This window comes from Chloroflexus sp. (assembly GCF_034432675.1).
GTDB lineage: Bacteria > Chloroflexota > Chloroflexia > Chloroflexales > Chloroflexaceae > Chloroflexus.
On the sequence record NZ_DAOUBI010000177.1, the window covers coordinates 17,190 to 43,676 of the forward strand.

At 55.8% G+C, this 26,487-nt stretch carries 26 protein-coding genes, 1 tRNA gene and 1 riboswitch; of the genes, 5 read left to right on the forward strand and 22 right to left on the reverse strand.

The window, feature by feature from the left end; all coding sequences use genetic code 11:
- Positions 1 to 11: 11 nt before the first annotated feature.
- From moeB to VAE55_RS13380, 13 genes are all read right to left on the reverse strand, one after another.
- Positions 12 to 1,166, reverse strand: coding sequence for a molybdopterin-synthase adenylyltransferase MoeB (gene moeB / locus VAE55_RS13320; RefSeq protein WP_416181203.1), 1,155 nt, complete (start codon positions 1,164 to 1,166; stop codon positions 12 to 14).
- Positions 1,163 to 1,447, reverse strand: a complete 285-nt coding sequence (locus tag VAE55_RS13325) for a MoaD/ThiS family protein (protein WP_322816260.1) — start codon at positions 1,445 to 1,447, stop codon at positions 1,163 to 1,165. Before VAE55_RS13325 ends, moeB begins: the two co-directional genes overlap by 4 nt.
- A gap of 47 nt (positions 1,448 to 1,494) precedes the next feature.
- On the reverse strand, positions 1,495 to 1,980 hold the full coding sequence (locus VAE55_RS13330; protein ID WP_322816261.1) for a M67 family metallopeptidase: 486 nt from the start codon (positions 1,978 to 1,980) through the stop codon (positions 1,495 to 1,497).
- A gap of 12 nt (positions 1,981 to 1,992) precedes the next feature.
- On the reverse strand, positions 1,993 to 2,919 hold the full coding sequence (locus tag VAE55_RS13335; protein ID WP_322816262.1) for a cysteine synthase family protein: 927 nt from the start codon (positions 2,917 to 2,919) through the stop codon (positions 1,993 to 1,995).
- A gap of 615 nt (positions 2,920 to 3,534) precedes the next feature.
- Positions 3,535 to 3,921 carry an iron-sulfur cluster assembly scaffold protein gene (locus VAE55_RS13340; RefSeq protein ID WP_322816263.1) on the reverse strand — a complete coding sequence of 129 codons (387 nt, stop codon included), beginning with the start codon at positions 3,919 to 3,921 and terminating at the stop codon, positions 3,535 to 3,537.
- 291 nt (positions 3,922 to 4,212) lie between these two features.
- Entirely contained in the window at positions 4,213 to 5,064 is an 852-nt protein-coding gene (locus tag VAE55_RS13345) for a sulfurtransferase (protein ID WP_322816264.1), read from the reverse strand.
- An 87-nt stretch (positions 5,065 to 5,151) separates the two neighbouring features.
- Complete coding sequence (locus tag VAE55_RS13350) at positions 5,152 to 5,472, reverse strand: non-heme iron oxygenase ferredoxin subunit (RefSeq protein WP_322816265.1); 321 nt, start codon at positions 5,470 to 5,472, stop codon at positions 5,152 to 5,154.
- Between the two features lie 127 nt (positions 5,473 to 5,599).
- Positions 5,600 to 7,015 carry a Fe-S cluster assembly protein SufB gene (gene sufB / locus VAE55_RS13355; protein WP_322816266.1) on the reverse strand — a complete coding sequence of 472 codons (1,416 nt, stop codon included), beginning with the start codon at positions 7,013 to 7,015 and terminating at the stop codon, positions 5,600 to 5,602.
- 27 nt (positions 7,016 to 7,042) lie between these two features.
- The gene (gene sufU, locus VAE55_RS13360; protein WP_322816267.1) at positions 7,043 to 7,435 is read right to left on the reverse strand and encodes a Fe-S cluster assembly sulfur transfer protein SufU; all 393 of its coding nucleotides are present in this window, start codon (positions 7,433 to 7,435) and stop codon (positions 7,043 to 7,045) included.
- An 18-nt stretch (positions 7,436 to 7,453) separates the two neighbouring features.
- On the reverse strand, positions 7,454 to 8,692 hold the full coding sequence (locus tag VAE55_RS13365; protein WP_322816268.1) for a cysteine desulfurase: 1,239 nt from the start codon (positions 8,690 to 8,692) through the stop codon (positions 7,454 to 7,456).
- Positions 8,693 to 8,815: 123 nt separating this feature from the next.
- A complete protein-coding gene (gene sufD, locus VAE55_RS13370) occupies positions 8,816 to 10,030 on the reverse strand; it encodes a Fe-S cluster assembly protein SufD (protein ID WP_322816269.1) in 1,215 nt (404 codons plus the stop codon).
- A gap of 11 nt (positions 10,031 to 10,041) precedes the next feature.
- Positions 10,042 to 10,821, reverse strand: a complete 780-nt coding sequence (gene sufC, locus VAE55_RS13375) for a Fe-S cluster assembly ATPase SufC (RefSeq protein ID WP_012259318.1) — start codon at positions 10,819 to 10,821, stop codon at positions 10,042 to 10,044.
- Between the two features lie 32 nt (positions 10,822 to 10,853).
- Complete coding sequence (locus VAE55_RS13380) at positions 10,854 to 11,531, reverse strand: helix-turn-helix transcriptional regulator (RefSeq protein ID WP_322816270.1); 678 nt, start codon at positions 11,529 to 11,531, stop codon at positions 10,854 to 10,856.
- Between the two features lie 221 nt (positions 11,532 to 11,752).
- Here VAE55_RS13380 and VAE55_RS13385 point away from each other — a divergent pair, with 221 nt between their 5' ends.
- Positions 11,753 to 12,016, forward strand: a complete 264-nt coding sequence (locus VAE55_RS13385; protein WP_322816271.1) for a hypothetical protein — start codon at positions 11,753 to 11,755, stop codon at positions 12,014 to 12,016.
- 132 nt (positions 12,017 to 12,148) lie between these two features.
- Here VAE55_RS13385 and VAE55_RS13390 read toward each other — a convergent pair whose 3' ends face one another.
- From VAE55_RS13390 to VAE55_RS13430, 9 genes are all read right to left on the reverse strand, one after another.
- Complete coding sequence (locus VAE55_RS13390) at positions 12,149 to 13,363, reverse strand: AAA family ATPase (protein WP_322816272.1); 1,215 nt, start codon at positions 13,361 to 13,363, stop codon at positions 12,149 to 12,151.
- A 194-nt stretch (positions 13,364 to 13,557) separates the two neighbouring features.
- On the reverse strand, positions 13,558 to 14,406 hold the full coding sequence (locus tag VAE55_RS13395) for a hypothetical protein (protein ID WP_322816273.1): 849 nt from the start codon (positions 14,404 to 14,406) through the stop codon (positions 13,558 to 13,560).
- Positions 14,399 to 15,187 carry a class I SAM-dependent methyltransferase gene (locus VAE55_RS13400; RefSeq protein ID WP_322816274.1) on the reverse strand — a complete coding sequence of 263 codons (789 nt, stop codon included), beginning with the start codon at positions 15,185 to 15,187 and terminating at the stop codon, positions 14,399 to 14,401. Before VAE55_RS13400 ends, VAE55_RS13395 begins: the two co-directional genes overlap by 8 nt.
- Before the next feature lie 45 nt (positions 15,188 to 15,232).
- Positions 15,233 to 16,387, reverse strand: coding sequence for a glycosyltransferase family 4 protein (locus tag VAE55_RS13405; protein ID WP_322816275.1), 1,155 nt, complete (start codon positions 16,385 to 16,387; stop codon positions 15,233 to 15,235).
- Between the two features lie 56 nt (positions 16,388 to 16,443).
- Positions 16,444 to 16,518 (reverse strand) — tRNA-Cys (locus tag VAE55_RS13410).
- A 279-nt stretch (positions 16,519 to 16,797) separates the two neighbouring features.
- The gene (locus VAE55_RS13415; protein WP_322816276.1) at positions 16,798 to 17,277 is read right to left on the reverse strand and encodes an aminoacyl-tRNA deacylase; all 480 of its coding nucleotides are present in this window, start codon (positions 17,275 to 17,277) and stop codon (positions 16,798 to 16,800) included.
- A 60-nt stretch (positions 17,278 to 17,337) separates the two neighbouring features.
- Positions 17,338 to 18,273 (reverse strand): HAMP domain-containing sensor histidine kinase, encoded by a 936-nt coding sequence (locus VAE55_RS13420; RefSeq protein ID WP_322816277.1) that lies wholly within the window; start codon positions 18,271 to 18,273, stop codon positions 17,338 to 17,340.
- Between the two features lie 198 nt (positions 18,274 to 18,471).
- Positions 18,472 to 19,608, reverse strand: coding sequence for a homoserine O-acetyltransferase MetX (gene metX, locus VAE55_RS13425; RefSeq protein ID WP_322816278.1), 1,137 nt, complete (start codon positions 19,606 to 19,608; stop codon positions 18,472 to 18,474).
- A 66-nt stretch (positions 19,609 to 19,674) separates the two neighbouring features.
- Positions 19,675 to 20,970, reverse strand: coding sequence for a homocysteine synthase (locus VAE55_RS13430; protein ID WP_322816279.1), 1,296 nt, complete (start codon positions 20,968 to 20,970; stop codon positions 19,675 to 19,677).
- 101 nt (positions 20,971 to 21,071) lie between these two features.
- Positions 21,072 to 21,183: riboswitch (SAM riboswitch) on the reverse strand.
- 396 nt (positions 21,184 to 21,579) lie between these two features.
- Here VAE55_RS13430 and VAE55_RS13435 point away from each other — a divergent pair.
- The 4 genes from VAE55_RS13435 (at position 21,580) to VAE55_RS13450 (ending at position 26,312) form a co-directional block, all read left to right on the forward strand.
- Complete coding sequence (locus VAE55_RS13435) at positions 21,580 to 22,380, forward strand: carbon monoxide dehydrogenase subunit G (protein ID WP_322816280.1); 801 nt, start codon at positions 21,580 to 21,582, stop codon at positions 22,378 to 22,380.
- Positions 22,381 to 22,505: 125 nt separating this feature from the next.
- Entirely contained in the window at positions 22,506 to 22,988 is a 483-nt protein-coding gene (locus VAE55_RS13440; protein ID WP_322816281.1) for a (2Fe-2S)-binding protein, read from the forward strand.
- Positions 22,989 to 23,032: 44 nt separating this feature from the next.
- Complete coding sequence (locus tag VAE55_RS13445; protein ID WP_322816282.1) at positions 23,033 to 25,396, forward strand: xanthine dehydrogenase family protein molybdopterin-binding subunit; 2,364 nt, start codon at positions 23,033 to 23,035, stop codon at positions 25,394 to 25,396.
- A gap of 55 nt (positions 25,397 to 25,451) precedes the next feature.
- Complete coding sequence (locus VAE55_RS13450; protein WP_322816283.1) at positions 25,452 to 26,312, forward strand: xanthine dehydrogenase family protein subunit M; 861 nt, start codon at positions 25,452 to 25,454, stop codon at positions 26,310 to 26,312.
- Positions 26,313 to 26,487: the final 175 nt, after the last annotated feature.

A 26,487-nucleotide genomic window follows, 5' to 3' on the forward strand; every position in this document is an offset into this window, starting at 1 on the left:
GCTTCGGCCTGTCAATACTTCGGCAGCGACGGATCTACGTCGTCAGCCCAACGTAAAATACCGCCGACTAGATTTTTCACTTTGCGGAAACCGGCTGTTTTTAGCAGTTCTACGGCCCGCCCGCTGCGCACACCACTCCGGCAGTAGACCACCATCTCGCGTGCCGAATCGAGTTCGTTGATCCGTTCGGGCAACTGATCGAGCGGGATCAGCTTGTCGGTGCCGGGGATAGAGGCAATCGCCACTTCGTAGGGATTGCGCACATCGAGCAGGAAGGGACGGTCAGACCGTTCCAGCCATTCCGCGAGTTCGCGCGGCGTGATCTCAAATTGGTTCGACAATGTCGGCTCCTCTGGTGCAATGCCACAAAATTGTTCATAATCGATCAGTTCGGTGATCGTCGGCTGATCACCACAGACCGGGCACGACGGATTGCGGCGGAGCTTCAGCTCGCGGAAGCGCATGCTCAGCGCATCGTAAAGCAGGAGGCGCCCAATCAGTGGTTCGCCGATCCCGGTAAGCAATTTTATCACTTCTGTGGCTTGAATGGTACCAATTACCCCAGGGAGCACCCCCAGCACGCCACCCTCCGCGCAGCTCGGTACCAGCCCTGGCGGTGGTGGTTCGGGGTAGAGACAGCGGTAGCACGGCCCGCCATCACGGGCCGAGAAGACCGTAGCCTGACCTTCAAAACGGAAGATACTGCCGTAGACGTTGGGCTTGCCCAATAACACACAGGCGTCGTTGGTGAGGTAGCGGGTTGGGAAGTTGTCGGTGCCATCCACAATCACATCGTATGGCCGCATCAGATCGAGAGCGTTCTGCGAGGTGATCTGCGTTTCGTAGGTTGTGATCTCAATATACGGATTGAGATCTTGCAACCGCCGCTTCGCCGATTCGGTCTTCGCCACACCGACGGTGCTCGTGCCGTGAACAATCTGACGCTGGAGATTGGACGCATCCACCACATCAAAATCAACCAGGCCGATATGCCCGACCCCGGCTGCGGCCAGATAGAGGGCCAGCGGCGATCCCAGACCACCGGTACCGATCAGCAACACACTGCCCTGCTTGAGCCGGCGCTGACCGGCCATCCCCACTTCGGGCATAATCAGGTGACGCGAATAGCGGGCGATCTCTTCATTCGAGAGGGTCACCTCACTCATGGCTGTCCTCCTCCGGCGATTGCCGGAATAATGCTTACAGTATCACCATCGCGCAGGGGTGTCGCCTCGCCATCGAGATAGCGAATATCCTCATCGCCAACGTACAGATTGACAAAACTGCGCAAACGGCCCTGATCATCGAGTAGATGGCGACCCAACGCCGGATACAGCTCGACCAGACCACGAATCAGGCTACCGACATCGCTGGCCTCCAGACTCACGCTCGCGTTACCGCCGGCATACTGGCGCAGAGCGGTTGGAATTGTCACTGTCACCGCCATTGCAAGACTCCTTTGCACATAGATAAAGAGACGCAATACTTCAGATGTTATTTGCCATTTCCGGTCGTGATGATGCGCACCTCTTCTGCAATAAATCGCGTTCCTTCATTCACCAGCAACCAGGAATGTAAGGCCGTTGCCACACCGTTATGTACCGATTGGATCACAAATGAAAATCCCGACCCGCCGATAGCCTGGGCGCCTATGCGATCTCGTTCCGATGGCACCGCCTCGGCATCGGGGTGAGAGTGATAACAGCCGATAATTTCATAACCGGCGGCACGTGTTTCGCGATCCAACCGCAAGTAATCACGCGGATCGAGGTAAAACCGATCCCGGCGCGAATGTGGATTATCGGTTGCAGCCAGTTGAACCTGGCCGCTCCAGCGATTTTCCAGGGTTACAACCTGTAGGACTGTCTTCTTTTCGCCATTGAGGGTGCCCACCAGCAAGCCCACACATTCATCGGGGTACGTTGCTTCAGCGTGGGCAGCGATTGCCGCTGCGGCCTGATCAGGAATAATGAGTGTCATACGCACTTAAACCTAAATACCGGCGCCTTCGGCGAAACCCGGTTCTTCCCAAAAGCGCTCACTGAGATAGCGATTCGCACTATCGCAAAGAATGGTCACGACCACACCGTGACCAACTTCACGAGCGACCCGTGCTGCGGCCACCACATTTGCGGCTGCTGAAATTCCCACCAGCAATCCCGCCCGGCGCGCCAGGTGACGGGCCATGGCAAAAGCGTCTTCGCTCCGCACTTCCACAATTACATCGGCCTGTTCGGGCCGGTAAATCGCGGGCACGATCCGAGTGGAAGCCATATGCTTCACTCCCTCCAGTGCGTGGTACGGGCTATCAGGCTGAACGGCGATCAGGCGAATGGCGGAGTTATACTCGCGCAATCGTCGACTGGTACCCATAAACGTACCACTGGTGCCCAATGCTGCCACAAAATGGGTGACACGGCCATCAGTCTGTTGCCAGATCTCCGGGCCGGTTGTCTCGTAGTGCGCCTGGGGATTGGCCGGATTGCTGTACTGATCGGGGTAAAAGTAGCGGTCAGGATGCTCAGCCACCAGTTGCCGGATGGTCGTGATCGCAGCATCCATTCCCTCAGCCGGATCGGTCAGGATCAGCTCGGCGCCAAGCGCACGGAGAATCCGCCGTCGTTCAATGCTGGCATTGGCCGGCATCGCTAGCGTCACCCCATAGCCGAGCGCTGCACCAATCGTGGCGTAGGCGATTCCGGTGTTGCCGCTGGTGGCATCGGCGATGCGCACCCCCGGTCGCAACAAACCGCGCCGCTCGCCGTCGCGAATCATCCATAGCGCGGGCCGATCCTTTACCGAACCACCGGGGTTGTACCACTCCGCCTTGCCGTACAGCTCAACGCCAGCCGGCAGATCAAGCACGTGGTGGAGCGGCAACAGCGGTGTTTGACCAACAAGATCGAGCAGAGTCGTCATATATACACTCGTTGGATATCAATCCTACGGATTGGCGATAATGTCAAATCTGGTTTCATAACAGTCATTGCACCCTATCATCCCCGCCCCCAGCGGGGGCGGGGTAGGGTAGGGGCTATCCCCTGGGAGCGTGCGCCTCCGGCGTGCCCCTCACCTGCACCAGCTCGCGCCAGCGAGAGCCACCCTGCACCGGTAATCCCCGCCCCCAGCGGGGGCGGGTAAGGGTGAGGGCCTATCAGCATCCCCTGGGAGCGTGCGCCTCCGGCGCGCTCACCACCTGCACCAGCTCGCGCCAGCGCCCCCCTGCACCGGTAATCCCCGCCCCCAGCGGGGGCCACCCTGTACCGGTGATCCCGGCCCCCAGCGGGGGCGGGGTAGGGTGGGGGCCGGTCGTAGCGCACGGCTGGACGCAGCACCACTGTCGCACCCACCCCGCCTGAATGTCCTCAGCGCGTGAACCTTGCCCTCGCTCATCACTGCAATAATCCACCGTGCCTGCCTCCAACCGGGTACCGCAACGCTGAACCAGCTCACAACAGCGCCCCTCTGTACCGGTGATCCCCGCCCCCAGCAGGAGCTGGTTAGGGTGGAGGCCGGCAGAATGTACTATGACGCCTAACGCTCGATCAGTCGTGCTGCGGCCTTCAAGGTTCTGAATATCAGAGTAGCACAGTGTGGCCGGGCCTGAAAGATCTCGCTCCCCACAATCTGCACTGCCGCTGTTTCGTCGAGTGCCAGCAGATCGGCTACCGTTGCTCCCTGAAACTGTTCGATCAAGATCGATGCCGTGCCAACACTGACACTACATCCCTGGCCGGTAAATTGCAAATCGGTAAGCTGGCCATTGGGCGCAACCCGCAGATAAACGGTGAGTGTATCACCGCAATCGGGTACACCACCGCTATAGCTTACCGCATCGGGCAGATCACCGTAATGGCGAGGCCGGTGGTAATGATCAAGCAAACGTTCAATTGCATCTTGGTGTGAAATTGGTTCAGACACAGATGGTCATCTCCCTGGTAACAGCCATCACACACATCCGATACTCTTCATTGGACGCCGAATTACGACGTAAGGTCGTGTCAATGATTCCGACGCGTATGCTCCCATTGCGCGAATAGCCTGTATGTTGGAAACGCCGGTCAGTGCTTTTGGTTGCTTGCTGTAATCTTCGTTTTGCGACCCTTACCTGCCGCTGACGAACCGTACACGTACCTAAGATATTGTAGGGGCGACGCATGAGTCACCCCTCACCCGTGGAGACGATTATTATATAGCTGCTTACGCTACGCTCTATACATTCTTCTCGATGGGCAGGCCAACACTGTTGCCCCACTCCGTCCAGCTCCCATCGTAATTGCGGACATTAGGAAAGCCCAGCAAGTAGGTCAACACAAACCAAGTATGGCTGCTCCGCTCACCAATCCGGCAGTAGGCGATAACCTCTTTGTCGGGGGTAACGCCCTGTGAAGCGTACAACTCACGTAGCTCCTCAATGCTCTTGAAGGTGCTATCCTCGTTCACCGCCTTGGCCCAGGGAATATTGACCGCAGTGGGAATATGGCCGCCACGTAGTGTGCCCTCTTGCGGATAGTCGGGCATATGGGTGCGTTCGCCGGTATACTCTTGCGGGCTGCGGACATCGACCAGGACACCTTTGCGCTGACGGACAAACTCCAGCACCTGATCGCGAAATGCCCGAATTTCAGCGTCATTGCGCGGTGGCGCGACATAATTTCCTGGTGGATACGAGGGAACTTCGCGCGTCAACGGACGACCCTCAGCAATCCACTTCGCCCGCCCACCATTCATAATGCGCACATCACGGTGGCCAAAGAGCTTAAAGACCCAAAACGCATAGGTTGCCCACCAGTTGTGCTTATCACCGTACAACACGACCGTGGTATCGTTGCTGATCCCCTTTGCCCGCATCAGCGCGGCAAACCGCTCAGAGTCAAGGTAATCACGAACAACCGGATCGTTCAAGTCTTGCACCCAATCAATCTTCACCGCACCGGGAATGTGACCGGTATCGTACAGCAACAGATCTTCATTGCTCTCGACAATGCGAACATTAGGATCATTGAGATGATCAGCGACCCACTGGGTCTCGACCAGTGCTTCAGGATGGGCGTAACCGCTCATAGAAACCTCCGCCTTAGCAAATAGCAGTGCCTGTAGCGACCTACCGACACTGCCATTGTAGCGTGTTTTACTCCATTAGTCAAGTTGTTAATCGGAAAACTCAACAAATATTCGATTGTCACGTACCTCACTACGGTACGTTGCAACCGGGGCAAACGCGGGCAGGGTACGCGGCTTGCCGGTACGCAAATCAAATAACGAACCGTGCATCGGACACTCGACGCACAACTCTTCCGTATCAAGGTCACCTTCGCTTAACGACGCTTCGTCGTGTGAACAGAGATCGTCAAGCGCATAGACATCGTGCTCTGCTACCCGAAAGATGGCGATCCGGCGCCCGCCAACGGTAAATGCGCGACCACTACCTACCGGGACATCGTCAAGGGTACAGACCTCAACCAGTTGCATGGCGTACTCCGTGTTGGTTCAAAACAGGTGAACGTTCCAGGCATTTAACATAATAAAATGTTTGCGAAACAATCTGAGCGCTCCCCCTTATCGGGAGCGCTCTTTTCTCCTCATCTCACACTGGAAATTAGCCGACCGACCCTTCCATTTCGAGCTGGATCAGGCGGTTCAGCTCAACCGCGTACTCCATTGGCAATTCGCGGGTGAATGGCTCCATGAAACCGAGCACAATCATCGAGAGGGCATCCGACTCGGAGATGCCACGGCTCATCAGGTAGAAGAGCTGTTCGGCACCAATTCGACCAACGGTTGCCTCGTGGGCCAGCGTGCAGCGATCCTCTTCAATCTCAATATACGGAATCGTATCCGAGGCCGAGCGCTCGTCCAGGATCAGTGCGTCACAATTGACGTTGATCTTCGCGCCGTAGGCGCCGGGCGCCACTTTGGCCAACCCGCGGTAGGTAGTCTTACCACCATCCTTGCTCACCGACTTGTTGGTAATGCGTGAGGTGGTTTCCGGGGCCAGGTGTACCATCTTGGCACCGGCGTCCTGATGCTGACCACGTCCGGCATACGCTACCGAGAGCACCTCACCGCGAGCCTTGCGTCCCATCAGATAAACCGACGGGTACTTCATGGTCAGCTTCGAGCCGATATTGCCGTCCACCCACTCCATGCTGGCCTCTTCGTAAGCCACCGCTCGCTTAGTGACCAGATTGAAGATGTTGTTGGCCCAGTTCTGGATCGTGGTGTAGCGGAACTTGCCACCTTTCTTCACAATCACCTCGACCACTGCCGAGTGGAGCGAGTTGGTGCTGTAGATCGGTGCCGTACAACCCTCGATGTAGTGAGCCTCGGCTCCCTCATCGATAATGATCAGGGTTCGCTCGAACTGCCCCATGCGCTCGGCGTTGATGCGGAAATAGGCCTGGAGCGGAATATCAACCTTCACTCCCTTTGGCACGTAGACGAACGAACCACCCGACCAGACCGCTGTGTTGAGCGCGGCATACTTGTTGTCCGCCGCCGGCACAATCGTCCCGAAGTACTCTTTGAAGAATTCGGGGTACTCTTTCAGGGCTGTGTCGGTATCGAGGAAGATCACACCCTGCTTTGCCCACTCCTCACGCAGCGAGTGATAGACCACTTCCGACTCATACTGCGCACCAACACCGGCCAGGAACTTCCGCTCGGCTTCAGGAATGCCTAGACGCTCGAAAGTGTTCTTGATCTCCGGCGGCACGGCATCCCAGTCGGTCTGCGGGCGCTCGTTGGCACGGACGAAGTAGTGAATGTCGTCGTAGTTCAATTCAGCCAGTTCAGGATTGGCCCAGGTTCCCACCAGTGGCGTAGGCTTCTTGTTGAAAATCTCAAGTGCGCGCAGACGGCGCTTGAGCATCCACTCCGGCTCACCCTTCATCCCGGAGAGGTCGCGCACAATGCGCTCGTTCAGTCCTTTCGGCGCTTTATAGACATAGCGCTCTTCCTGACGGAAGCCATAGCGCGAGTAATCGAATTGCAAATTGACTGCTTCAGCAACCACGGTGCTACTCCTTTTCCAGGTATCTGACTACATATCTTCATCCATCTGGCTCACCCCATACAGACCGGCCTTCAAAGCTTTCAGCGAAAGCAAGGCGCATTTGAGCCGGGTTGGGTTGTGCGCCAGCGGTATCCCGATTAAATCGAGGAGATCATCCTTACTGAACTGTTTGGCGGTAGTGACCGGCATCCCCTTGATCGCTTCAGTCAATAGTGACGCACTGGCCTGGCTGATCGCACACCCACGCCCGCTGAAGCGCACATCGGTGATGACATCATCGGTAATCGCCAGTTCTAGCCGGATTTGATCACCGCAGAGCGGATTACGCTCCTCGCGGATAACCGTCGGTGCCGGTAGATGACCGAAGTTGCGCGGATGACGGGCATGTTCGAGAATTTGTTCGCGATAAATGTCATCCATAGTCGTTTCATGCCTCTATCAGGCAAAGAGCTGTCGTGCCTTGTGCAACCCGGCAACCAGCCGATCAATCTCTTCGGGCAAGTTGTACAGGTAGAAGCTGGCCCGTGTGGTTGCCGGTACACCCAGCACTCGATGCAGTGGCTGGGTACAGTGATGGCCGGCACGTACAGCAACCCCTTCCTGATCCAGAACCGCTGCCACATCGTGTGGATGGACGCCTTCAAGGCTGAAACTGACTGCACCGCCGCGATCCGGCCCGGCTGGCGGTCCGTAGACCGTTATGCCGGGAACGGTGGCTAACCGTTCAAGTGCATAAGCGGTCAGTTCTTGTTCGTGCTGATGAATGGTCGCCAATCCCACTTCTTGCAGGTAGTCGGCTGCTTCGCCGAGAGCGATTGCTTCACCGATTGCCGGTGTCCCTGCCTCAAACCGTGCCGGTATCGCAGCGAAGGTACTATGATCCAGCTCAACCAGGTCGATCATTGAGCCACCACCCAGAAATGGCGGCATTGCCTGCAACACCTCACGCCGGCCCCACAGGACACCAATCCCGGTTGGGCCACACATCTTGTGGCCGCTAAAGGCCAGAAAATCAACCCCCAATGCCTGCACGTCAACCGGCATATGTGGCACGCTTTGGGCAGCGTCGAGCAAGACCCGTGCCCCGACTGCTCGCGCCCGGGCTACGATTGGTGCCACCGGGTTAATCGTGCCCAAGACGTTCGATTGGTGCGTAAAGGCAACCAGTTTTACCCGTTCGTCGAGCAGACGATCGAGATCATCAAGGATCAGTCGCCCTTGCCCATCGAAGGGCAGATAGATCAACTCGGCACCGGTGCGTTGCGCTAGCAACTGCCAGGGCACAATATTCGAGTGGTGCTCCATCATGGTCAGCAAAATGCGATCACCAGCGTGAATATGTGCCCCGCCCCAGGCATAAGCAACCAGGTTAATCGCTTCAGTGGTATTACGGACGAAAATAATCTCGCGCTGACTGGCAGCATTGATAAAGCGGGCCAGCTTCCCCCGTGCTCGCTCGTAGGCAAAGGTTGCCTCTTCGCTCAAGCGGTAGACACCGCGATGAACGTTTGCATTATAGCGCCAGTAATAATCTTCCAGCGCCTCAATTACCCGGCGTGGCTTTTGTGACGATGCGGCACTGTCGAGAAAGGCCAGTGGCTTGCCGTGAACATGCTGTTGCAAGATCGGAAACTCTCGTCGCAGTGCAAGCACATCGAACTGAGACAGGATAGCCATATTCTATGACCTCATCTGTCACCGCCAGGATTGCCGGCGACAGTCTATACAGCAAGGCGCTCTCCGCCGACGCACAACCTTCGTATTCGGGGCTTGCCGCAGGCCAACCTGCGGCAAGACACCCTAGATTTTGGCTGCAATCTCTGCCGTCAGCTCAGCCCGCAGCTCTTCCAGCGGCACAGTTTCAAGTGCCGGCTCGAAGAAACCCATCACGATCATACGTTGTGCTTCTGCCCGTGGAATACCGCGGGTTTGCATGTAGAAGAGCTGCTCTTCGTCGATATCACCGCTGGTCGACGCATGGCCACCCTTCAATACGTCATTCGTGCTAATCATCAGGCCCGGAATACTGTCATTCCGTGCCTCGGGGCTGAGGTGAAGAGCATGCTCTTCTAGCCGGGTACTGGTAGCCGCCGACTCGTGCTCGATCTTGATCATACCGTCGAATACGCTGTATGCAGTATCGTTGACCACCGTCTTAAACTGCATAAAGCTCTCGCAGTTGTGTCCGACGTGGCGCATCCAGGGCGCGATAACCAGATGCTGACTATCGGCGGCAAACGTCGCGCCGAGCCAATTCAACCGCGAGCCATTGCCCACCAGTGTCGTTTCAGCTTCAATATGCTGCACCTGTCCACCGAGTTGAATGGATGTCCACTCCAGGCTGGCATCGCGCTGCAAGATTGCCCGCTGCCCACCCAGATGGTACACACCGGCTCCCCAGTGCTGAATGCTGATAAAGCGTACACTGGCCCCATCACCGACAAAGATTTCGGTAATGGGGCCGGCAAACGAACCGGCACGCAGATCAGGTGAGGTAAACTCCTCGATGAGGGTAATACTTGCTTGTGGTTCGACAATCACCAGCGTGCGCGGGAAGATTGCCACCCCGTCAGCACCCAGCGTGTAGATCAAACGCAGTGGCACTTCGATTGCAACACCCCTGGGTACGTACAGTAAAGCACCGTCTTGCCAGAGTGCAGCACGCAGGGAGCTAAATTTATGCTTCAACGGCTCAACAGCCGTATCCATGTAACGCCGAATCAGAGCCTCGTGGCTGTGCAAGGCGGCAGCCAGCGTGGTGAAGATGACACCCTGGCTACTCAGTGCCGGATCCCACTGGATCGCAGTTGCATTCGCACCATCAGCAGGGGCAATCGTCGTCGGATCGAGCTTACTCAGATTGGTACGTCGCCACTCTGGCGGATTCATCTGAGCAAACGCAGCCCACGCCTCACGCCGGCGCTCGGTCAACCAGGCTGGCTCGCCGGCCGCTTGCGAGCGGGCGACAACAAACTCAGCACTGATTTCGTTTAGGGTTGGGAGTGTCGTCGTCATCTACATTCCCCCTATGCTGCACCGGTCAGCTCTTCGCGGAGCCAATCGTAACCCTTCTCTTCCAACTCAAGCGCCAGTTCAGGACCACCCTCACGAACAATCCGGCCATCCATCATGACCGAGACCACGTCGGGCTTAATGTAATTCAGCAGGCGCTGATAGTGGGTAATCACCAGGACCCCCATGTGTGGTCCCGCTAGCCGATTGACACCATTGGCAACGATCCGCAACGCATCAATGTCAAGACCTGAGTCGGTCTCATCAAGCACAGCCATTGTTGGCTTCAACAACATCATCTGCAAAATCTCAAGTCGCTTCTTTTCACCACCGCTAAAGCCGTCATTGAGATAACGACGGGCGAAGCTCTCATCCATATCAAGCAGATTCAACCCTTCACGCAACAGTTTGCGAAACTCGGCAGCGGGAATTGCCGTCTCTTTGGGATCTTTGCCCTCCTCTGCTCGGTGCGCGTTGATGGCCGAACGCAGGAAGTTCGCCACTGTCACTCCGGGTACTGCTACCGGGTACTGGAACGCGAGGAAGACACCCAGACGGCTGCGCTCATCCGGCTCAAGTTCGAGTAGGTTGTGACCCTTGTACCAGATTTCGCCTCCGGTTACCTCATAGGATGGATGGCCGGCGATAATGTACGACAGGGTGCTCTTCCCACTGCCATTTGGTCCCATAATGGCATGAACTGTACCCTGGCGCACGGTCAGATTCACGCCGCGCAGAATCTCTTTGTCGCCAATCCGAGCGTAGAGATCTTTGATGATCAGATCGTTACTCATGGACTCCTCAATACGGTTTTACTACAACAGGCTTATACTTCAGTCGTTGAATCAGCAGCCGGCGATGTCAGGGTCAGCGGAATGTCTTGTGAGCGCAGGACGAAGCGACAATTGTGCGCTCCGGCTCGAATCGTATCTTCGAGTACCAGCTTCTCGCCCAGGACATACTCGATCATCCGCCGCTCCATTGAACAGACTTCAGGATAATCGGCTGCTACATCGTAGTACGGGCAGGCGAACAGGCGTAACACATCGCCTTCCGGATCGATCTCTGCCGGCACGCCACGCTGTTCAAGTAATGCCCGCAGCTCGTTCAGGCGTGCAGCTACATCTGAGCCTGCCATACGGTCGGCATACTCACTTGCCAAGCGCTGGCTGACCCGATCTAATAACTGCTCGACCTTCCCCTCCCCTTCTAGCTCGATCAGTTCGCGCAGCAAGGTGCTGATGAGCCGATCATACTGCTTGGGGAAGGATTTTTGCGCCTTTTCAGACAAGCTATACACTAATCGCGGACGACCCGGACCACTTCGCTCACTGAAAACCTCGACCATGCCTTCGGCCTGCAAGTGCACAAGATGATCACGAACGGCTGTCGTACTGACACCGATCAAATCAGCAAGTTCTTTTACTGTGGCCCTGGCATGACGCTGCAAGTAGCGTAAGATGATGCCGGCTGGACTGTCGGACGGGTAACGTGTGGTATCCATAGTCGCACTACTCCGAACTACTACTGTACAGTCTACCAGTATTTCAGTCTATTGTCAATAAAAAAACCAAAAACCTTTTTTATCTCGGGTGTGTAATTGTGTAATTGACATTACGTGGAATCAGTACTACACTGCATGTGTGCCCGACAGACCGGGGCACGTCGGACGCAACGGGCGACCGGCGCCACGGTCACCCGTTGCCTAACACAGGAGCAGATAGTATGCGCTGGGAGTACAAAGTAGTGTTTGTCGAGGCGTGGCAGCGTGTTTCCGTTGAAGGTCAGGAGAGTTACCCGGAGGCAGGCGAGCGCAATACCGGGTTTGCCCGGCGTTTCCTCAACGGTTTGGGCACTGACGGCTGGGAAGTGTGTGGGGTACAGGCGGTAATGCCGGGGCGTAGCTACGTCATTCTCAAACGACCCTTGGCCGACGGTGCCGAACCCGACTTGTCGGTCGCCCGTCGTCCCAATCCGAATGCGCCGTGATCGGTTGGCGCGACAGGGTACATAGGTGATGTGAACCATACGGTGTTGCTCACGCAATGTTGTACTGAAGAGGGCAGGTTGTCAGCCTGTCCTCTTCGTTGATATTGCGATCATTGTGCTGCAATCATGGGCCTATTTGTCGCCAAAGTGAGGATCACGTCGTGGTGTGACTCGTGGACCGCGTGTGGTGAAAATACCCCCTTCGGCAGCATTACTGTGCTCGTGGGTTAAACTGATACTTGGTGGTTGGGGGCCATTACTCTGCCCAACGGCGATTCGTTGCAGCTCACGCTGGCGCAGTTCTTCCGCACGCTCAATCAATTCTGGTGCTTCGGTATAGTAGAACTCTAGCGCCTGCCCGTGCTGATCAATGCCGGTGTAGCGCAATTCTACCAGGCTACCGGCAGGGATACCGCCCGAGGCAAGGAGATCGGACAGGGGCGACTCAATGTCTTTTAAGATCCGTTGTCGCAGTGGCCGAGCGCCGAAACGCGAATCAAACCCTTTATTGAGGAGGTACTCCTTTGCTTCAGGTGTCACACGCAGTTGGATGGCATAGCGCAGATATTGCTGATTGCATTCGGCAATCATCCGGTCAAATACCTGGCTGAGCGTTTCGGCAGAGAGCGGGCGAAATGCAATAATCTCATCGAGTCGGTTAATCCATTCCGGCTGAAAGACCTTTTGCAAGGCTTCAAATCCAATTTGATAGATTTCACGGCCGGTTGCTTCAACATCTTTATGTGGTGTGCGAAATCCGATGGTGCGCCGATCAAGAAAATCAACCATCTCCTTTGCGCCGACATTGGTGGTGAAAATGACAATACTCTGCTGAAAACTCACCCGTCGGCCACCGTTGAGTAGAAGAATTTCACCATCTTCCATCACTTGCAACAGGAGGTTCCACAGTTCGGGCTGTCCCTTCTCGATCTCATCGAATAGGACAACACTGTTCTCTTGTTCGATAATGTCGGGATTGAGCAACGGTTTCTGGTCGCGCCCTACATAACTCGGCGGCGCACCAACCAATGCACTCACCTCGTGGCCCTGGCTAAAGAGCGAGCAGTCAATCTTGAGAAATGCACTGCCATCCGGGCGGAGCAGTTCGGCCAGCGCCCGGGCAGTAGCTGTTTTGCCAACGCCCGTCGGGCCAAGGAAGAGGAGTGTCGCCCGCGGACGACGGCTATTCCCTGCTGAAAACCCGAACCGTGAACGGTTTAAGACGCGAATCACGCTTTCGATGGCGCGTTCCTGGCCAAAAATCTGTTCGCGTAGACGTTTCTCTACCAGATCAAGGGGATTTTTATTACCGCGGATGGCCAGTTTCATGGTGCGCTCTTCTGTCATAACGCCTCCCCTGACAGCTACCGGCTTTTGCTAATGCACCTGTGCCAGTGCCGGGTGAAGCGCTGCCTTATGCCGCGCAATACTGTGAATCGGCTCTCACCCGCGCAGGGCCAATGTTTCTACTCTTAAACGATAATATGTAGCTTTATTGTACCACTATCCCCTGCGTTTGCTTGCTGATGAGGAAATTGTTATCAACGCAGCCACGCCAGCGCTGTGGTCACCACAATGATCGAGTAGAAGAGCAAGACGAGCGGAAAACCACCTAGTAAGATGATCAGCCCGATGTACGGTAGCGAACCACAGGCATAGGCAATACTCACGACAATCATTAGCAAACGGCCTCGTTTACGTCCGGTAGACCAGTCGATCAGGCGGGCGAGGGCATTACCGGTCATTGGACCGAGCAAGAAGGCGACAATGAAGCCAAAAAATCCAGCCCAACCAATCACGACCCCGGCAACAAAGGTGACGATCACCCCGTACAAAAGCGCAACAATTGCAGCGATCAGTAACTGTATGGGAGCTACCTGATAGTTCACCGGCATCCGCTCTCGGGCACAGTCCGGGCAGATCTGGCCGACCGGTGTAGCGCGGGCACACTCTGGACAGATCGGACGACTACAACTGATACAACGTAACCCGGTTTCGCGTTGCGGATGGCGATAGCAGAATAACGCCTCCGTTTCAGGCGGTGCTGGTGGCTCAGAAGGTTCCGTAACGACCGCAGTCTCAGGCTGCTCACGTACCTGTACCCCCGTGGGTGCAAGCAATTCACCCACTGCCAGTCTCGCCTCTACCTGTTCCAGAGTTGCTCGTGCTTCGGCCAGGTTAGGATCAATTGCCAGTGCGCGTAGAAGGTACTCGCGCTTATCGCGATATGGCCGCACGGCGGCGGCCATCCCCAGAAGCGCTTCTACGTAGTTGGGATCAATTTCGAGCGCTTCGCGAAACCGCAACCGTGCAGTTACGGTGTCACCGGCGATCAATGCCGCTCTTCCGGCAGCGACCAATTCCGCAGCCATCATCGTCGATTCAGTCATGACGCCTCCGCAAAACAAAAAAGTAGCATGGTGCATCGGCTGGCTCAGGTGCCTCATACATCCGACGCAGGATTGGTTCCCACAAGAGATTAGGCGTAAAGGGTGGCGCTACCAGCCAGCGTCCTGTTAGCGCACGTGTGATCAGACTCGGCGCACCGTAGTAGTGACTGAGATCAAACAACTTTAGGGCTGCATCACTCATATATGGTCGGCAGACCTCTACAGTGAAGCCTGCACGAGTAAAGCGTTCTGTCCATTCAGCCCGGCTGAGCGTGTTGTAATGGTAAGAAATACGGTTGAACCATCGTCCATAAATGTTACTACCATCAAATCCCAACCGATCAAGCAGCCACGTGCCGAGTAATTCTCGCGGGAAGCGATCACCGACTACCGAGGCCACAAACGGGGCTCCAGGACGAACAACCCGTGCCACTTCCCGCAGAGTTTGATCGAGAGGTTGTACGTGTTCAAGCACACAATTCGAGATTGCCGCAGCAAACGATTGATCAGCGAACGGCAGAGCAGCACCATCGGCCACACACAATGCTGCATAAACACCTCGCCGTGCCGCTTCGTGCGTATCGGCTTTACGTGGGTCAATACCAATGATTTGCTTGTTGGGGAGGGCAATCTGGACAAACGTTCCATCACCGGAGCCAATATCAATGATGGGTTCCGGCAAATCAGGCGCCAGTTCAGCAAATAGTCGTGCTTCTATAGAACGGATCATCGCCCGGTGTATGGGTAATGTGAGCAAATGTGGTCGTAAGTAGTCAGGCATATCAGTAACCTTCATCGAGAGTCTATCAAAGGTATTGTACCGCGTTCATACCTGGTCGGCGACTCCTAACTGGCGAAAGAGGTTCTCGTACTCGATGACAGTACGCTCCGTACTGAAGAGTGCTGCTATTTCTGCGCGTGGTCGTACATAAGCGGTGCGATTGCCAATAATCTCGAGAATAGCTTCGGCCAGCGCAGTTGCATCGCCAATTGGGACGACCTTCCCCATACCGGTCATCAGTGGTGGCTGGCGTACACCGGGTAGGTTACTGGCAACCGTTGGTGTGCCGCAGAGCATCGCTTCAACCTGTACCAGACCAAAGGTTTCGGTTGAGTTAAGTGATGGTACAACCAGGACATCGAGATTGGGAAAAAACGCTGCCATCTCCCGTGGATCGAGGGTGCCGAGAAATGTCCAGTGATCGCGAAATTGCGCAAATAGCGGTGCCAGCCGTCGAGCGTATGCCTCTTCGCCGAGGACATGTTCGTGCGGCCCGGCAAAGAGAACACGTGCCGTCGGATACACGGCCAGGATGCGCGGAAGTGCCGCCAATAACACTTCAACCCCTTTTTCAGCGGCCAAGCGGGCAGCCATACCGATCACCGGCCCCTGGAGATTCCAGCGTCGGCGAAATGCGTCAATCTCTGACTCCGGAATCTCGGCTACCTCAACCGGCGGCGGGATGATAGTCACTTTTGTGCGCCAACGCCGAAGATACGGTGAGTGATCGGCGAAGTCCTGTGTGTACGCTACGATGCGAGTTGCCAGTGCAGCAGCCGCCTGATTGGCAACATCAACCACGCGATTGGCTACCCGGTTCAACATACCGGGGGGTAATTTCAGGTCACTGTGGTATGTCAGGACAACCGGCTGTTTCAAGAGACGACCGCGTAACGCCAGTCCCGGTGCATCAAACTGCGGCAAATGCAGGCTCATCGCATCATGTTCGAGAGCGAGTCGGGTTGCCAGCCAGCCAAATGTTGGCATCAGCACACCCTTGCTAATCCGGGCCAGGACTGGGGCACGAATCACACGCACACCATCGAGCCATTCGATCTTTGGCAAACTCGGATCGTACTGCGAGGTAAGTACCGTCACCTGATGACCGCGACGGACCAGACCACGAGCCAGTCGTTCAACATAGATGGTCAGACCACTGGTATAGGGACGATAGTAGGTCAGGGCACAGAGTATTCGCATGCTCTATCGTGAAACAAAGAACGAGAGGCGATTGACCTCTCGTTACGGACTTCATCTGGAGGCGACGGCGGGAATCGAACCCGCGAATGGCGGTTTTGCAGACCGCTGCATTACCACTTTGCTACGTCGCCATCGCCCGTATTCTAGCACAGGCCGGCTATCCGTGCAACTCGGACGTCGAACCGGAAAAGACTATGCCAGCGTACCAGGGTGATTTGGAACTTGTATAGGACTCTACGCATCACCACGCAGCCGACGCAGTTCTGTCTCGACCAAAGCCTCAGAGAGACTTGATAGAATTGAGTCAGCATCGTAGCCAATTGCCCCGCAGGTATCAACCATCGATACCAAACACATCCTCTTCGGCAAGGGCCTGAACCAGACCGAAGTTCCGGCAGAAAACTCCATCCCTATCCTCGCTCCGCAATCGCACCAACCTTTGCCCCTACCACGCGCACCAGTTCGGTTGGTGCTAATCCGAGAAGTATGCCCCGCTTTCCGGCATTGACATAGACTACCGGATATTGCAGTGCAGTCTCATCGAGGTACGATGTCCACCCTTTTACGGTTAACGCCAACGCACCGATCCCGCCAATTTGCAAGCCGGTCAGACGCTCGACGTCGACGCGCGGGAGTAGATCAAGCGATTTGACGCCAATCAGCGCTGCCAGGCGCTTCAGTGACAGTTGGGCGTCAGCCGGAACCATTGCCAGAATTGGTCGCACACCGGCACCACCAACAACGAGTGTCTTGAATACCTGACTTGCCGGCACCCCGATCATCCGGGCAATTGTTTGCGCGTCGTATGCATCATTGTATTCGTACTCATGCACGGTGTACGCGATATGATGACGTTCAAGAAGACGCATTGAGTTCAGTTTGGTAGTCATAGATGTCGCTTAGGGTGTCAGTCTGATCAGAAGGCAGGGGAAGCGTAATCAACCTAACCCTCAGTACAACCTCAAAGCCGAATTCTGGGTGTCAGTCTGATCAGAAGGCAGGGGAAGCGTAATCAAGAACGTTGTACCGCTACTGGGCTGGCTGGTAACGGCAATCGTTCCATTCATTAGGAGACATAACCGGTGAGCAATGGCCAGACCGATACCGACACCACTTGATCGCTGCGTGAGTGGTTCATCGAAGCGGGTAAACGGTGCAAATAGCAGATCGAGTTGTTGTGCAGTCATGCCGACACCGGTATCACTGATGTTACAGATCAATAATTCAGTTCCATCATCACTTCGCCGAATTGTAACGATGAATTTGATTTCGCCCTGCCGGGTAAATTTTACGGCATTATCCAGGAGGTGCACCAACACCTGACGAACCTTTTTACGATCGATGTGAACAACCATCTCAGGGTCTGGTTGTACATCAAACACGAGGCGATTCTGTTGCTGTTCTACCAGTGGCTCAATCGTGGCGCAAACCTCTTTAATCAGCAACCCGATTGGCCATGGTTCATAATTCAACGGAGCATCACCGGCCTCTAGCCGCGCCAGTTCGATGATGTCGTTGATCAGGCTCAACAACTGCCTGGCCGCAGCCTGAATGCGCTCCAGCCGCTCACGCACCTCATCAACGGCGAGTCGCTCATCAAGCACATCTTCATGTAACAATTCACTATAACCAATAATCGTGTTTAACGGTGTCCGTAACTCGTGGCTGATGTTTGTTAGAAACGCACTTTTGGTACGGGTTGCAAGAGCAGCTACAGCCTGAGCATCTGCCAATTCTTGCTCAAGTTCGCGGATGCGCCGTTGCTGGATTGCGATCCGATGCTGGAAGTATTGCCACAACCCGATAATCAGAATGATGGCAAGGATCGTTAATGCTACAACCCACCCTCGATATTCCCATACCACACCATACACGAGAGATAACATAATGAACGGCATTCCTGCAATGAGGAGCCGTTTAGCCACAGGCAACCGCAACCACTGTGTCAGCAGCCTTCTGGAATGTTTCAAGGGTGCCCTCTATCCGGTGCCGATGACGTCTATACATTATATGTAGTAGATTGGTGCATGCGCAACCGGATGAGTCATAAAAAACTATTAAAAAAAATAACCCATACACCATAACTATTCTGTCATCAGTTTGTTCAGAAAATCGCGGATCAGCTCGCTCTGCGCTGCGACATCGGTCAGGAATGCGTCATGCCCGGCATCGGTGGTAATCAGATGGGTTGTGAATGAACGACCGGCAGCTTGCGCGGCTGCCGCCATCTGATACGTTTCTGTCGGTGGGTAGAGCCAATCACTGCTGTACGCCAGGGCCAGAAAACGGGCACGGGTCAGATCAAAGGCGGCTGTCAGCGATCCATACCGTGCTGTCAGATCCCAGTTGTCCATTGCCCGCGTGATCACCAGGTACGAGTTGGCATCGAAGCGGTCGTTGAAGCGCACCGCCTGATGTTCGAGATAGTGTTCGATAGCGAACCGTGGCCCTAAATCGAGCGCATCACCATCAACCCGACGGCCAAACCGCTGTTCTAGTTTTTCTTCGCACAGATAGGTGATGTGGCCGAGCATACGGGCTACTGCCAGCCCATCACGTGGCGCGTCGCTATCGTAGTAATCACCGCCTCGCCAGCGTGGATCGGCCATAATTGCCCGCCGACCGATATAGTTCCAGGCCACGGTCTGGGGGCTAGAGCGGGCACTGGTAGCCAGCAGGATGGCGCCACGCACCCGCTGCGGATACTCTACCGTCCAGGCCAGTGCCTGAAATCCACCCATTGAGCCACCCGCCACGGCGAGCAGGGTGTCAATACCCAGCGCATCGATCAGTCGCTGTTGCGCATGCACCATATCTTCGATGGTGATGAGGGGAAAGCGTGAACCGTAAGGACGTCCATCAGACGGGTGTGGACTTGACGGGCCGGTTGAGCCACGACAGCCGCCAATCACATTTGAGCAGATCACGAAGTAACGATTGGTATCAAACGGGCGACCCGGCCCAATCATCGCGTCCCACCAGCCTGGTTTGCGGTCGGTTGGGCTGTGAAACCCGGCAGCGTGGGCATCGCCAGACAGAGCGTGCAGAATCAAGATAGCATTCGAGCGATCCGGAGCTAGTTCACCATACGTTTCATAAGCCAGGGTAATCGGGCCTAATGTCGCTCCGCTCGTAAGGGTCAGAGGGGTCGTCCAATGCATCCGTTGAGTACGCACAATGCCAACCCCCTCTGGGGTTGGCGCCTGCACAATCGCTTCCATACTATCGTTGCTCCTTGCCAGTATCAGAGAGCAGCAACGCCATTGTCGCTGCTCTCTGATCCAACACTATGATGGAGTTCCTGCCAGGGCATGATCAAGATCGGCCAGAATATCGTCAATAGTCTCCAGGCCGATAGAGAGCCGGACATAATCGTCGGTCACGCCGGTCAGCAATTGTTCTTCTGGCGTCAACTGGCTGTGGGTGGTGGTTGCCGGATGGATCGCAAGGCTCTTGGCATCACCAATATTGGCGAGGTGCGAGAATAACCGTAACCGCTCAATGAAGGTACGTCCGGCGGCACGACCACCCTTCAGGCCGAAGCCAACAATCCCGCTCTGCCCACGCGGCAGGTATTTCTGGGCCAGAGCATAGCTCGGATGGCTGGGAAGGCCGGGATAGTTGACCCATGCCACTTTGGGATGCTCACTCAGATAACGGGCCACTGCCAGTGCATTCTTGCTGTGTCGTTCCATCCGCAGTGGCAATGTCTCCAGCCCTTGCAGGAAAAGGAAGCTGTTAAATGGGCTAAGCGCAGCCCCAATGTCGCGTAGGCCCTGCACTCGTGCCTTGATAATGTACGCCAGGTTGCCGAAAGCCTGGGTATAGATCAGGCCGTGATAGCTCGGATCGGGATTGGTAAATTCGGGAAAACGGCCACTGGCTGCCCAGTCAAACTTGCCACTGTCAATAATAATGCCCCCGATAGCCGTGCCATGACCACCAATGTACTTGGTTGCCGAGTGGATCACAATATCGGCACCGTGCTGGATCGGTTGCCACAGGTACGGTGTGACCGTGGTCGCATCGACGATGACCGGCACACCCTGCGCATGCGCAATTGCGGCAATGCGCTCCAGATCGAGCACATCAAGCCGTGGATTACCGACTAATTCGAGGAAGAAGGCTTTGGTTCGTCCATCAATTGCAGCGGCAAAGCCATCGTAATCACGGGCATCAACAAAGCGAGTTGTAATGCCTAACTTTGGCAATGTATGACGGAAGAGGTTGTAGGTGCCGCCATACAGGTCAGAGGAAGCGACGATATTGTCGCCACTCCCGGCCAGGTTAAGAATAGCCAGCGTTTCAGCGGCCTGCCCCGATGCCAGCGCCAGCGCACCTACTCCACCCTCCAGTGCCGCCATCCGCTGTTCAAAGACATCGGTGGTCGGATTCATAATGCGCGTGTAGATATTACCAAACTCTTGCAGATTGAACAGACGGGCTGCATGGTCTGTGTCTTTGAATTGATAGGATGTGGTGGCGTAGATGGGAACAGCTCGCGATCCAGTGGTCGGATCGGGGGTTTGGCCGGCATGCAGGGCGAGAGTTTCAAAACCGGTGAAGCGCGGAGCATCAGACATAACAACCTCCTCAAAACAGATAAGCCAGATTGCAGGCAACAAAAACGCCCTCAACGTGCGATGAGGGCGTGAAATCGTTGCACTAAGCCGTTCTTCCACGTCGCTCATCTTCCAGAACACCTCTGCCGGACTTAGCACCGTTCGTATGCGGCGACGCATACGAGGGTTGCTGCGGTTTCAACGGGCCGGTCCCTCCACCGCTCTGGATGAGTGCGTGTGTGTTGTTGAGGTACATTGATGGTGTCGCCTGCACCATACAACGGTATCTAATATAAACTATGCGGCGTATCTTTGTCAAGTATTTTGGGAGGCGTATTCCCGATGCGCGACCGGATAGTTTTTGGACGATGCGTGGTTCACGGTTTTGCAAACCGTATCGCTTCGCAAGCAGATACCATGATCGTCATTCTTTTGCCTTGACAAAGCATTTACTATTAGGTAGGATAGATATGGAACCCATATCTGAATCTACATATAGTCACCGTTGCACATATACCGAATCATCGCTGCGACCCTGCACTATGTCTGTTGTGAGATAGTCAGCGAGGACCGCTCTTTAGTAGAGGTTGTCCGGCTTAGCGCGTATGAACCGGTCAACAAGGAGTGAGTGTGAAGATCGTCGGTAATTATACGTTTGCTGCCAGTCGTGAGGAGGTGTGGGCTGCGCTGAATGACCCAGAGGTATTGGCTCGCACTATCCCTGGTTGTCAACGTCTTGAACAGGTCGGCGAGAATGAATATGAAAGTACGTTGAAGATTGGTCTGCAAGCCGTTCGCGGTGTGTACAGCGGACGGGTCAAGATCGACAATCTACACCCACCTGAGTCATACGAAATTCATGTTGACGGAAAAGGAAGCAATGGCTTTTTAAAGGGTTCTGGCAGTATTCAGCTCCGCGAAGAAAACGGTCATACCATTCTTGACTACGGAGGTGAAGCACAGATAGGCGGCACGATTGCGAGTGTTGGTCAGCGGTTGCTCGATGGTGCTGCCAAGACGCTTATCTCGCAGAGTCTGAAGGCGCTGGCAGCGCAGATCGAAGCTCGTCGCGCCGGTGGATCTGGCAGCGAAGCTGTCGCCGAGCCTGCAGCAGTGCCTGCTGCACCGGAGATGCCTCCGGCGGCAACATCCGCCGAATCGGCAACGGAAACATCAACAGCTCCATCTGCACCGGATTCAGCATCTGCTGCATCGACATCGGCACCTGCCGCTGAGGCGAGAGAAGCGCCAGCCTCAGCCCAACCAGAAACACCATCGTTCCGCCGCACGATTCACGTGCCGGCAGGAGAGGGACTTAGCGAAATTGATGTCGCGCTGGGCGTGGTAGAGGATTTTCTGAAAGAGCGCCCATGGGTGCCCTGGGTAATCGTCGCCTTCTTGCTCGGCTATCTACTCGGTCAACGACGCTGACCAGGTGGCACCATCACATTAGCTTACCTGATCGGGCGGCACCACTCACGACGCTGTCCCGCTGTTTTCGCCCGTCATAGCATTAGTCTGGTTGTTCGTTTCGCAGACAACGAGGAGGTTGGAGAGTGACAACGATTACGGTCACGGTCAATGGTGTTCGCCATACCAGCGAGGTAGAACCCCGCCTGCTGCTGGTTCATTACCTGCGCGAGCATCTGAATCTGACGGGTACCCACATCGGGTGCGACACCAGCCAGTGTGGTGCGTGTGTGGTTCACATTAATGGGGTCAGTGTGAAATCGTGTACAACGTTGGCCGTTCAGTGTGATGGTGCCGAGATTACCACCATCGAAGGTCTGGCTCAGGATGGTCAGTTGCACCCATTGCAAGAAGGTTTCTGGGAGAAGCACGGCTTGCAATGTGGTTTCTGCACCCCTGGCATGATTATGGCTGCTGCCGATCTGCTCAAACGTAACCCCAATCCCTCCGAAGAAGAGATTCGCCACGGTCTTGAAGGTAATCTCTGCCGCTGCACCGGCTACGAGAACATTGTCCGTGCCGTGCGCTACGCTGCCGAGAAGATGGCAGCAACGCAGGCCGCTGATTAATCCGTCCGAAAGAAGTTCACACAGAACCTAGTGAGGAGTCAAGGATGACCGCTACCGAAATGAAGGAGCGATTGGTTGGACGGGCGCTCAAGCGCCGTGAGGATCCGAAGCTGATTACCGGTCACGGCAATTACCTCGATGACATCAAGCTGCCAGGAATGCTCCATATCGCGCTGGTGCGTAGCCCGTATGCGCACGCGAAGATTGTCTCGATTGATGCTAGTCGGGCACTCGCTATGCCGGGTGTAGTCGCGGTGTTTACCGGCAAGGATATGCTTGACATAAATCCTATGCCGGCAGCATGGCAGGCGTCTGGAGTAAAGAACTATCCGGTCCCGCCCCGCGCCCTGGCGGTCGATAAGGTAGCACTTGCCGGTGATCCGGTGGCAATGGTGGTTGCCGAAGATCGGTATATTGCTCGCGACGCTGCTGATGCAGTTGAGGTTGAATACGAGCCACTGCCGGCAGTTGTCGATGCCCGTAAGGCGGTTGAACCCGGTGCTCCGCAGATCCACGAGGCAGCTCCCAACAATATTGTGTTTGAATGGGAATGTGGCAATAAGGCGGCTGCCGATGCGGCAATTGCCGGTGCTGAGGTCGTCGTTAAGGAAGAGATTATCAACCAGCGTCTGATCCCCACCCCGATGGAGACGCGCGGTTCCATTGCCCGTTACGATGCTACGACCGGCGAGTGGACGGTCTGGATGACGTCGCAGGCTCCTCATGTGCATCGCCTGCTCTTAACGGCGTTTGTCTTCGGGGTGCCGGAAACCAAGCTGCGCTGTATTGCGCCGAACGTGGGTGGTGGCTTTGGGCAGAAGATATTCTGCTATAACGATATGGCTTTCACGATGTGGGCTGCCCGTAAGCTGGGCCGTCCAGTGAAGTTTGTTGAAGATCGCTCTGAGAACTATAAGTATTCAACCCACGGACGCGATCACATTACGGAAGCAGAGCTGGCTGGTACGCGCGACGGTAAGATTACCGGTTTGCGTGTGAAGACCTGGGCCAATATTGGGGCTTACTTCTCGACAGTTGCCGCCGGTATTCCAACAACGCTTTACGGACGTATCATTACCGGGGTTTACAAGATTCCTGCCGCGTATGTTCACGTAACCGGTGCGTATACCAACACGGCAATGGTGGACGCTTACCGTGGTGCTGGTCGCCCCGAAGCCAGCTATCTGATCGAGCGGATGGTTGATCGCTTCGCTGCCGAGATCGGGATGGATCCGGCAGAGGTGCGCCGCAAGAACTTCATCCAGCCTGAAGATTTCCCCTACGATAACGGTCTCGGTCTGCTCCCCTACGATAGCGGCAATTACGAACCGGCCTTGAACAAGGCGCTCGAAATTGCCGGTTACGCCGAGTTCCGCAAGCAGCAGGAAGCGTTGCGCAAGCAGGGTCGGTATCTCGGTATTGGTATCTCGTCATATGTCGAGATTTGTGGGATTGCACCGAGCGCCTGGATGGGTGGTCAGGGCTGGGGTGCCGGCCTCTGGGAGAGTGCGAATGTCCGTGTCCATCTGACCGGTAAGGTCGTGGTTACAACCGGTTCTCTCCCTCACGGCCAGGGTCTTGAGACCACGTTCGCCCAGATCGTCGCCGATGAGTTAGGTGTGCCTTACGAAGATGTTGAAGTGCAGTGGGGCGATACGCAAGGGACGCCATTCGGGTACGGCACCTATGGTTCGCGCTCGCTGGCAGTCGGTGGAGTGGCGATTAAGCGCAGCGTCGATAAGATTAAGGAGAAGGCGCGCAAGCTGGCTGCTCACCTGCTGGAAGCAAATGAAGCGGACATCGTCTTTGAAAATGGCCGGGCTTACGTCAAAGGTTCACCCGACAAGGCCAAGACAATTGGGGAACTCGCTGCGGCAGCGGCGGTCGCTTACAACTTGCCACCCGGCATGGAACCGTTCCTCGATGAGACCAGCTACTACGATCCGCCGAACTGCACCTTCCCATTCGGTACCCACGTAAGTATCGTCGAGGTCGATCCGGAGACCGGCCATGTCAAACTGCTGCGCTATATCGCAGTCGATGACTGTGGCAATCAGATCAATCCGCTGATTGTCGAAGGGCAGATCCACGGCGGTATTGCTCAGGGGCTGGCCCAGGCGCTCTATGAGGGTGCAGTCTACAACGAGGATGGCCAGTTGCTGACCGGTACGTTGATGGACTACGCAGTACCGACCGCAGCGATGGTGCCTCATATCGAAACCGACCACACTGTGACGCCGTCGCCGGTCAATCCACTCGGCGTCAAGGGTGCGGGTGAGGCCGGAACGATTGCGTCGGCGCAGTGTGTGATGAACGCCATTATTGACGCACTGGCACCGTTCGGGGTGAAGCATCTCCAGATGCCGGCAACGCCGGAGCGCATCTGGAAGGCAATCCACGGGAAGTAGGTGTATGCCGGCAGGTGCAGGGTTTCCCTGCGCCTGCTCACCATAAGGAGTAGCTATGATTCCAGCCCCATTTGATTACTATGCGCCAACCAGTCTGGCTGAGGCGCTGACCCTGTTACAGCGCCACGGTGATGATGCGAAGATTCTGGCCGGTGGTCACTCGCTGCTGCCGGCAATGAAGCTACGTCTGGCATCACCGGCTGTCCTGATCGATATCAACAAGGTTGCCGAGTTGCGTGGCATCAAAGTCAACGGCACTGTCGAGATCGGTGCCATGACCACCTGGAGCGCGATTGAACACGATGCAGCACTGGCGAAAGCATGCCCGGTGATGGCCGAAGCAGTCAGCCTGATCGGTGATATTCAGGTACGCAACCGGGGTACGATTGGCGGATCGCTAGCCCATGCCGACCCGGCTGCTGATATGCCAGCGGTGGTGCTGGCGCTCGATGCCCAGATTCACGTCGAAGGGCCGAACGGCCCTCGGGCAATTGCGGCTGCCGATTTCTTTACCGATATGCTGAGCACGGCGCTGGAGCCGGGTGAGATTATCACTTCAATTACCTTCAATAGCCTTGGCGCCGGTGAAGGGGCTGCCTATGCGAAATTCCCCCACCCGGCCAGCCGCTACGCGATTGTCGGCGCAGCCGCCTACGTCAAGATGGAGAATGGTCAGGTAACCGCCTGCCGGGTGGCTATTACCGGGGTCGGCCCCAAAGCCGAGCGTCAGCCGGCAGTCGAGCAGGCCCTGATTGGTACCGATGGCAGTGCTGATGCCATTGCCGCTGCTGCTGCGCACGCCGGCGAAGGAATGGACATGCTCGGAGATATTCACGCCAGTGAAGAGTACCGCCGGGCAATGTGCAAGGTGTACACAAAGCGGGCGCTGCTAAAGGCGGTTGAGCGGGCGCAGTAGTAGTAAGCGCATTTTCAAGGTAATGATAAGGTGGGGCGATTACGTACATTGCCCCACTTTTCATAAGTCTAGTTGGGTATAAGGCAGGACACATTCTTACCAGGAGTTACGCAGTTCCCGACTGATGGTGGATACATGAGGCGATACCCCGTATCCGCGTTTGTTGCACTCGTCG

What these genes read in the sequence shown, in the direction of transcription:
- moeB (WP_416181203.1), bottom strand. Translation starts at nt 1,166, where the DNA reads ATGAGTGAGGTGACCCTCTCGAATGAAGAGATCGCCCGCTATTCGCGT.
- VAE55_RS13325 (WP_322816260.1), bottom strand. Translation starts at nt 1,447, where the DNA reads ATGGCGGTGACAGTGACAATTCCAACCGCTCTGCGCCAGTATGCCGGC.
- VAE55_RS13330 (WP_322816261.1), bottom strand. Translation starts at nt 1,980, where the DNA reads ATGACACTCATTATTCCTGATCAGGCCGCAGCGGCAATCGCTGCCCAC.
- VAE55_RS13335 (WP_322816262.1), bottom strand. Translation starts at nt 2,919, where the DNA reads ATGACGACTCTGCTCGATCTTGTTGGTCAAACACCGCTGTTGCCGCTC.
- VAE55_RS13345 (WP_322816264.1), bottom strand. Translation starts at nt 5,064, where the DNA reads ATGAGCGGTTACGCCCATCCTGAAGCACTGGTCGAGACCCAGTGGGTC.
- VAE55_RS13350 (WP_322816265.1), bottom strand. Translation starts at nt 5,472, where the DNA reads ATGCAACTGGTTGAGGTCTGTACCCTTGACGATGTCCCGGTAGGTAGT.
- sufU (WP_322816267.1), bottom strand. Translation starts at nt 7,435, where the DNA reads ATGGATGACATTTATCGCGAACAAATTCTCGAACATGCCCGTCATCCG.
- VAE55_RS13365 (WP_322816268.1), bottom strand. Translation starts at nt 8,692, where the DNA reads ATGGCTATCCTGTCTCAGTTCGATGTGCTTGCACTGCGACGAGAGTTT.
- sufD (WP_322816269.1), bottom strand. Translation starts at nt 10,030, where the DNA reads ATGACGACGACACTCCCAACCCTAAACGAAATCAGTGCTGAGTTTGTT.
- sufC (WP_012259318.1), bottom strand. Translation starts at nt 10,821, where the DNA reads ATGAGTAACGATCTGATCATCAAAGATCTCTACGCTCGGATTGGCGAC.
- VAE55_RS13380 (WP_322816270.1), bottom strand. Translation starts at nt 11,531, where the DNA reads ATGGATACCACACGTTACCCGTCCGACAGTCCAGCCGGCATCATCTTA.
- VAE55_RS13385 (WP_322816271.1), top strand. Translation starts at nt 11,753, where the DNA reads ATGCGCTGGGAGTACAAAGTAGTGTTTGTCGAGGCGTGGCAGCGTGTT.
- VAE55_RS13390 (WP_322816272.1), bottom strand. Translation starts at nt 13,363, where the DNA reads ATGACAGAAGAGCGCACCATGAAACTGGCCATCCGCGGTAATAAAAAT.
- VAE55_RS13395 (WP_322816273.1), bottom strand. Translation starts at nt 14,406, where the DNA reads ATGACTGAATCGACGATGATGGCTGCGGAATTGGTCGCTGCCGGAAGA.
- VAE55_RS13400 (WP_322816274.1), bottom strand. Translation starts at nt 15,187, where the DNA reads ATGCCTGACTACTTACGACCACATTTGCTCACATTACCCATACACCGG.
- VAE55_RS13405 (WP_322816275.1), bottom strand. Translation starts at nt 16,387, where the DNA reads ATGCGAATACTCTGTGCCCTGACCTACTATCGTCCCTATACCAGTGGT.
- VAE55_RS13415 (WP_322816276.1), bottom strand. Translation starts at nt 17,277, where the DNA reads ATGACTACCAAACTGAACTCAATGCGTCTTCTTGAACGTCATCATATC.
- VAE55_RS13420 (WP_322816277.1), bottom strand. Translation starts at nt 18,273, where the DNA reads ATGTTATCTCTCGTGTATGGTGTGGTATGGGAATATCGAGGGTGGGTT.
- metX (WP_322816278.1), bottom strand. Translation starts at nt 19,608, where the DNA reads ATGGAAGCGATTGTGCAGGCGCCAACCCCAGAGGGGGTTGGCATTGTG.
- VAE55_RS13430 (WP_322816279.1), bottom strand. Translation starts at nt 20,970, where the DNA reads ATGTCTGATGCTCCGCGCTTCACCGGTTTTGAAACTCTCGCCCTGCAT.
- VAE55_RS13445 (WP_322816282.1), top strand. Translation starts at nt 23,033, where the DNA reads ATGACCGCTACCGAAATGAAGGAGCGATTGGTTGGACGGGCGCTCAAG.
- VAE55_RS13450 (WP_322816283.1), top strand. Translation starts at nt 25,452, where the DNA reads ATGATTCCAGCCCCATTTGATTACTATGCGCCAACCAGTCTGGCTGAG.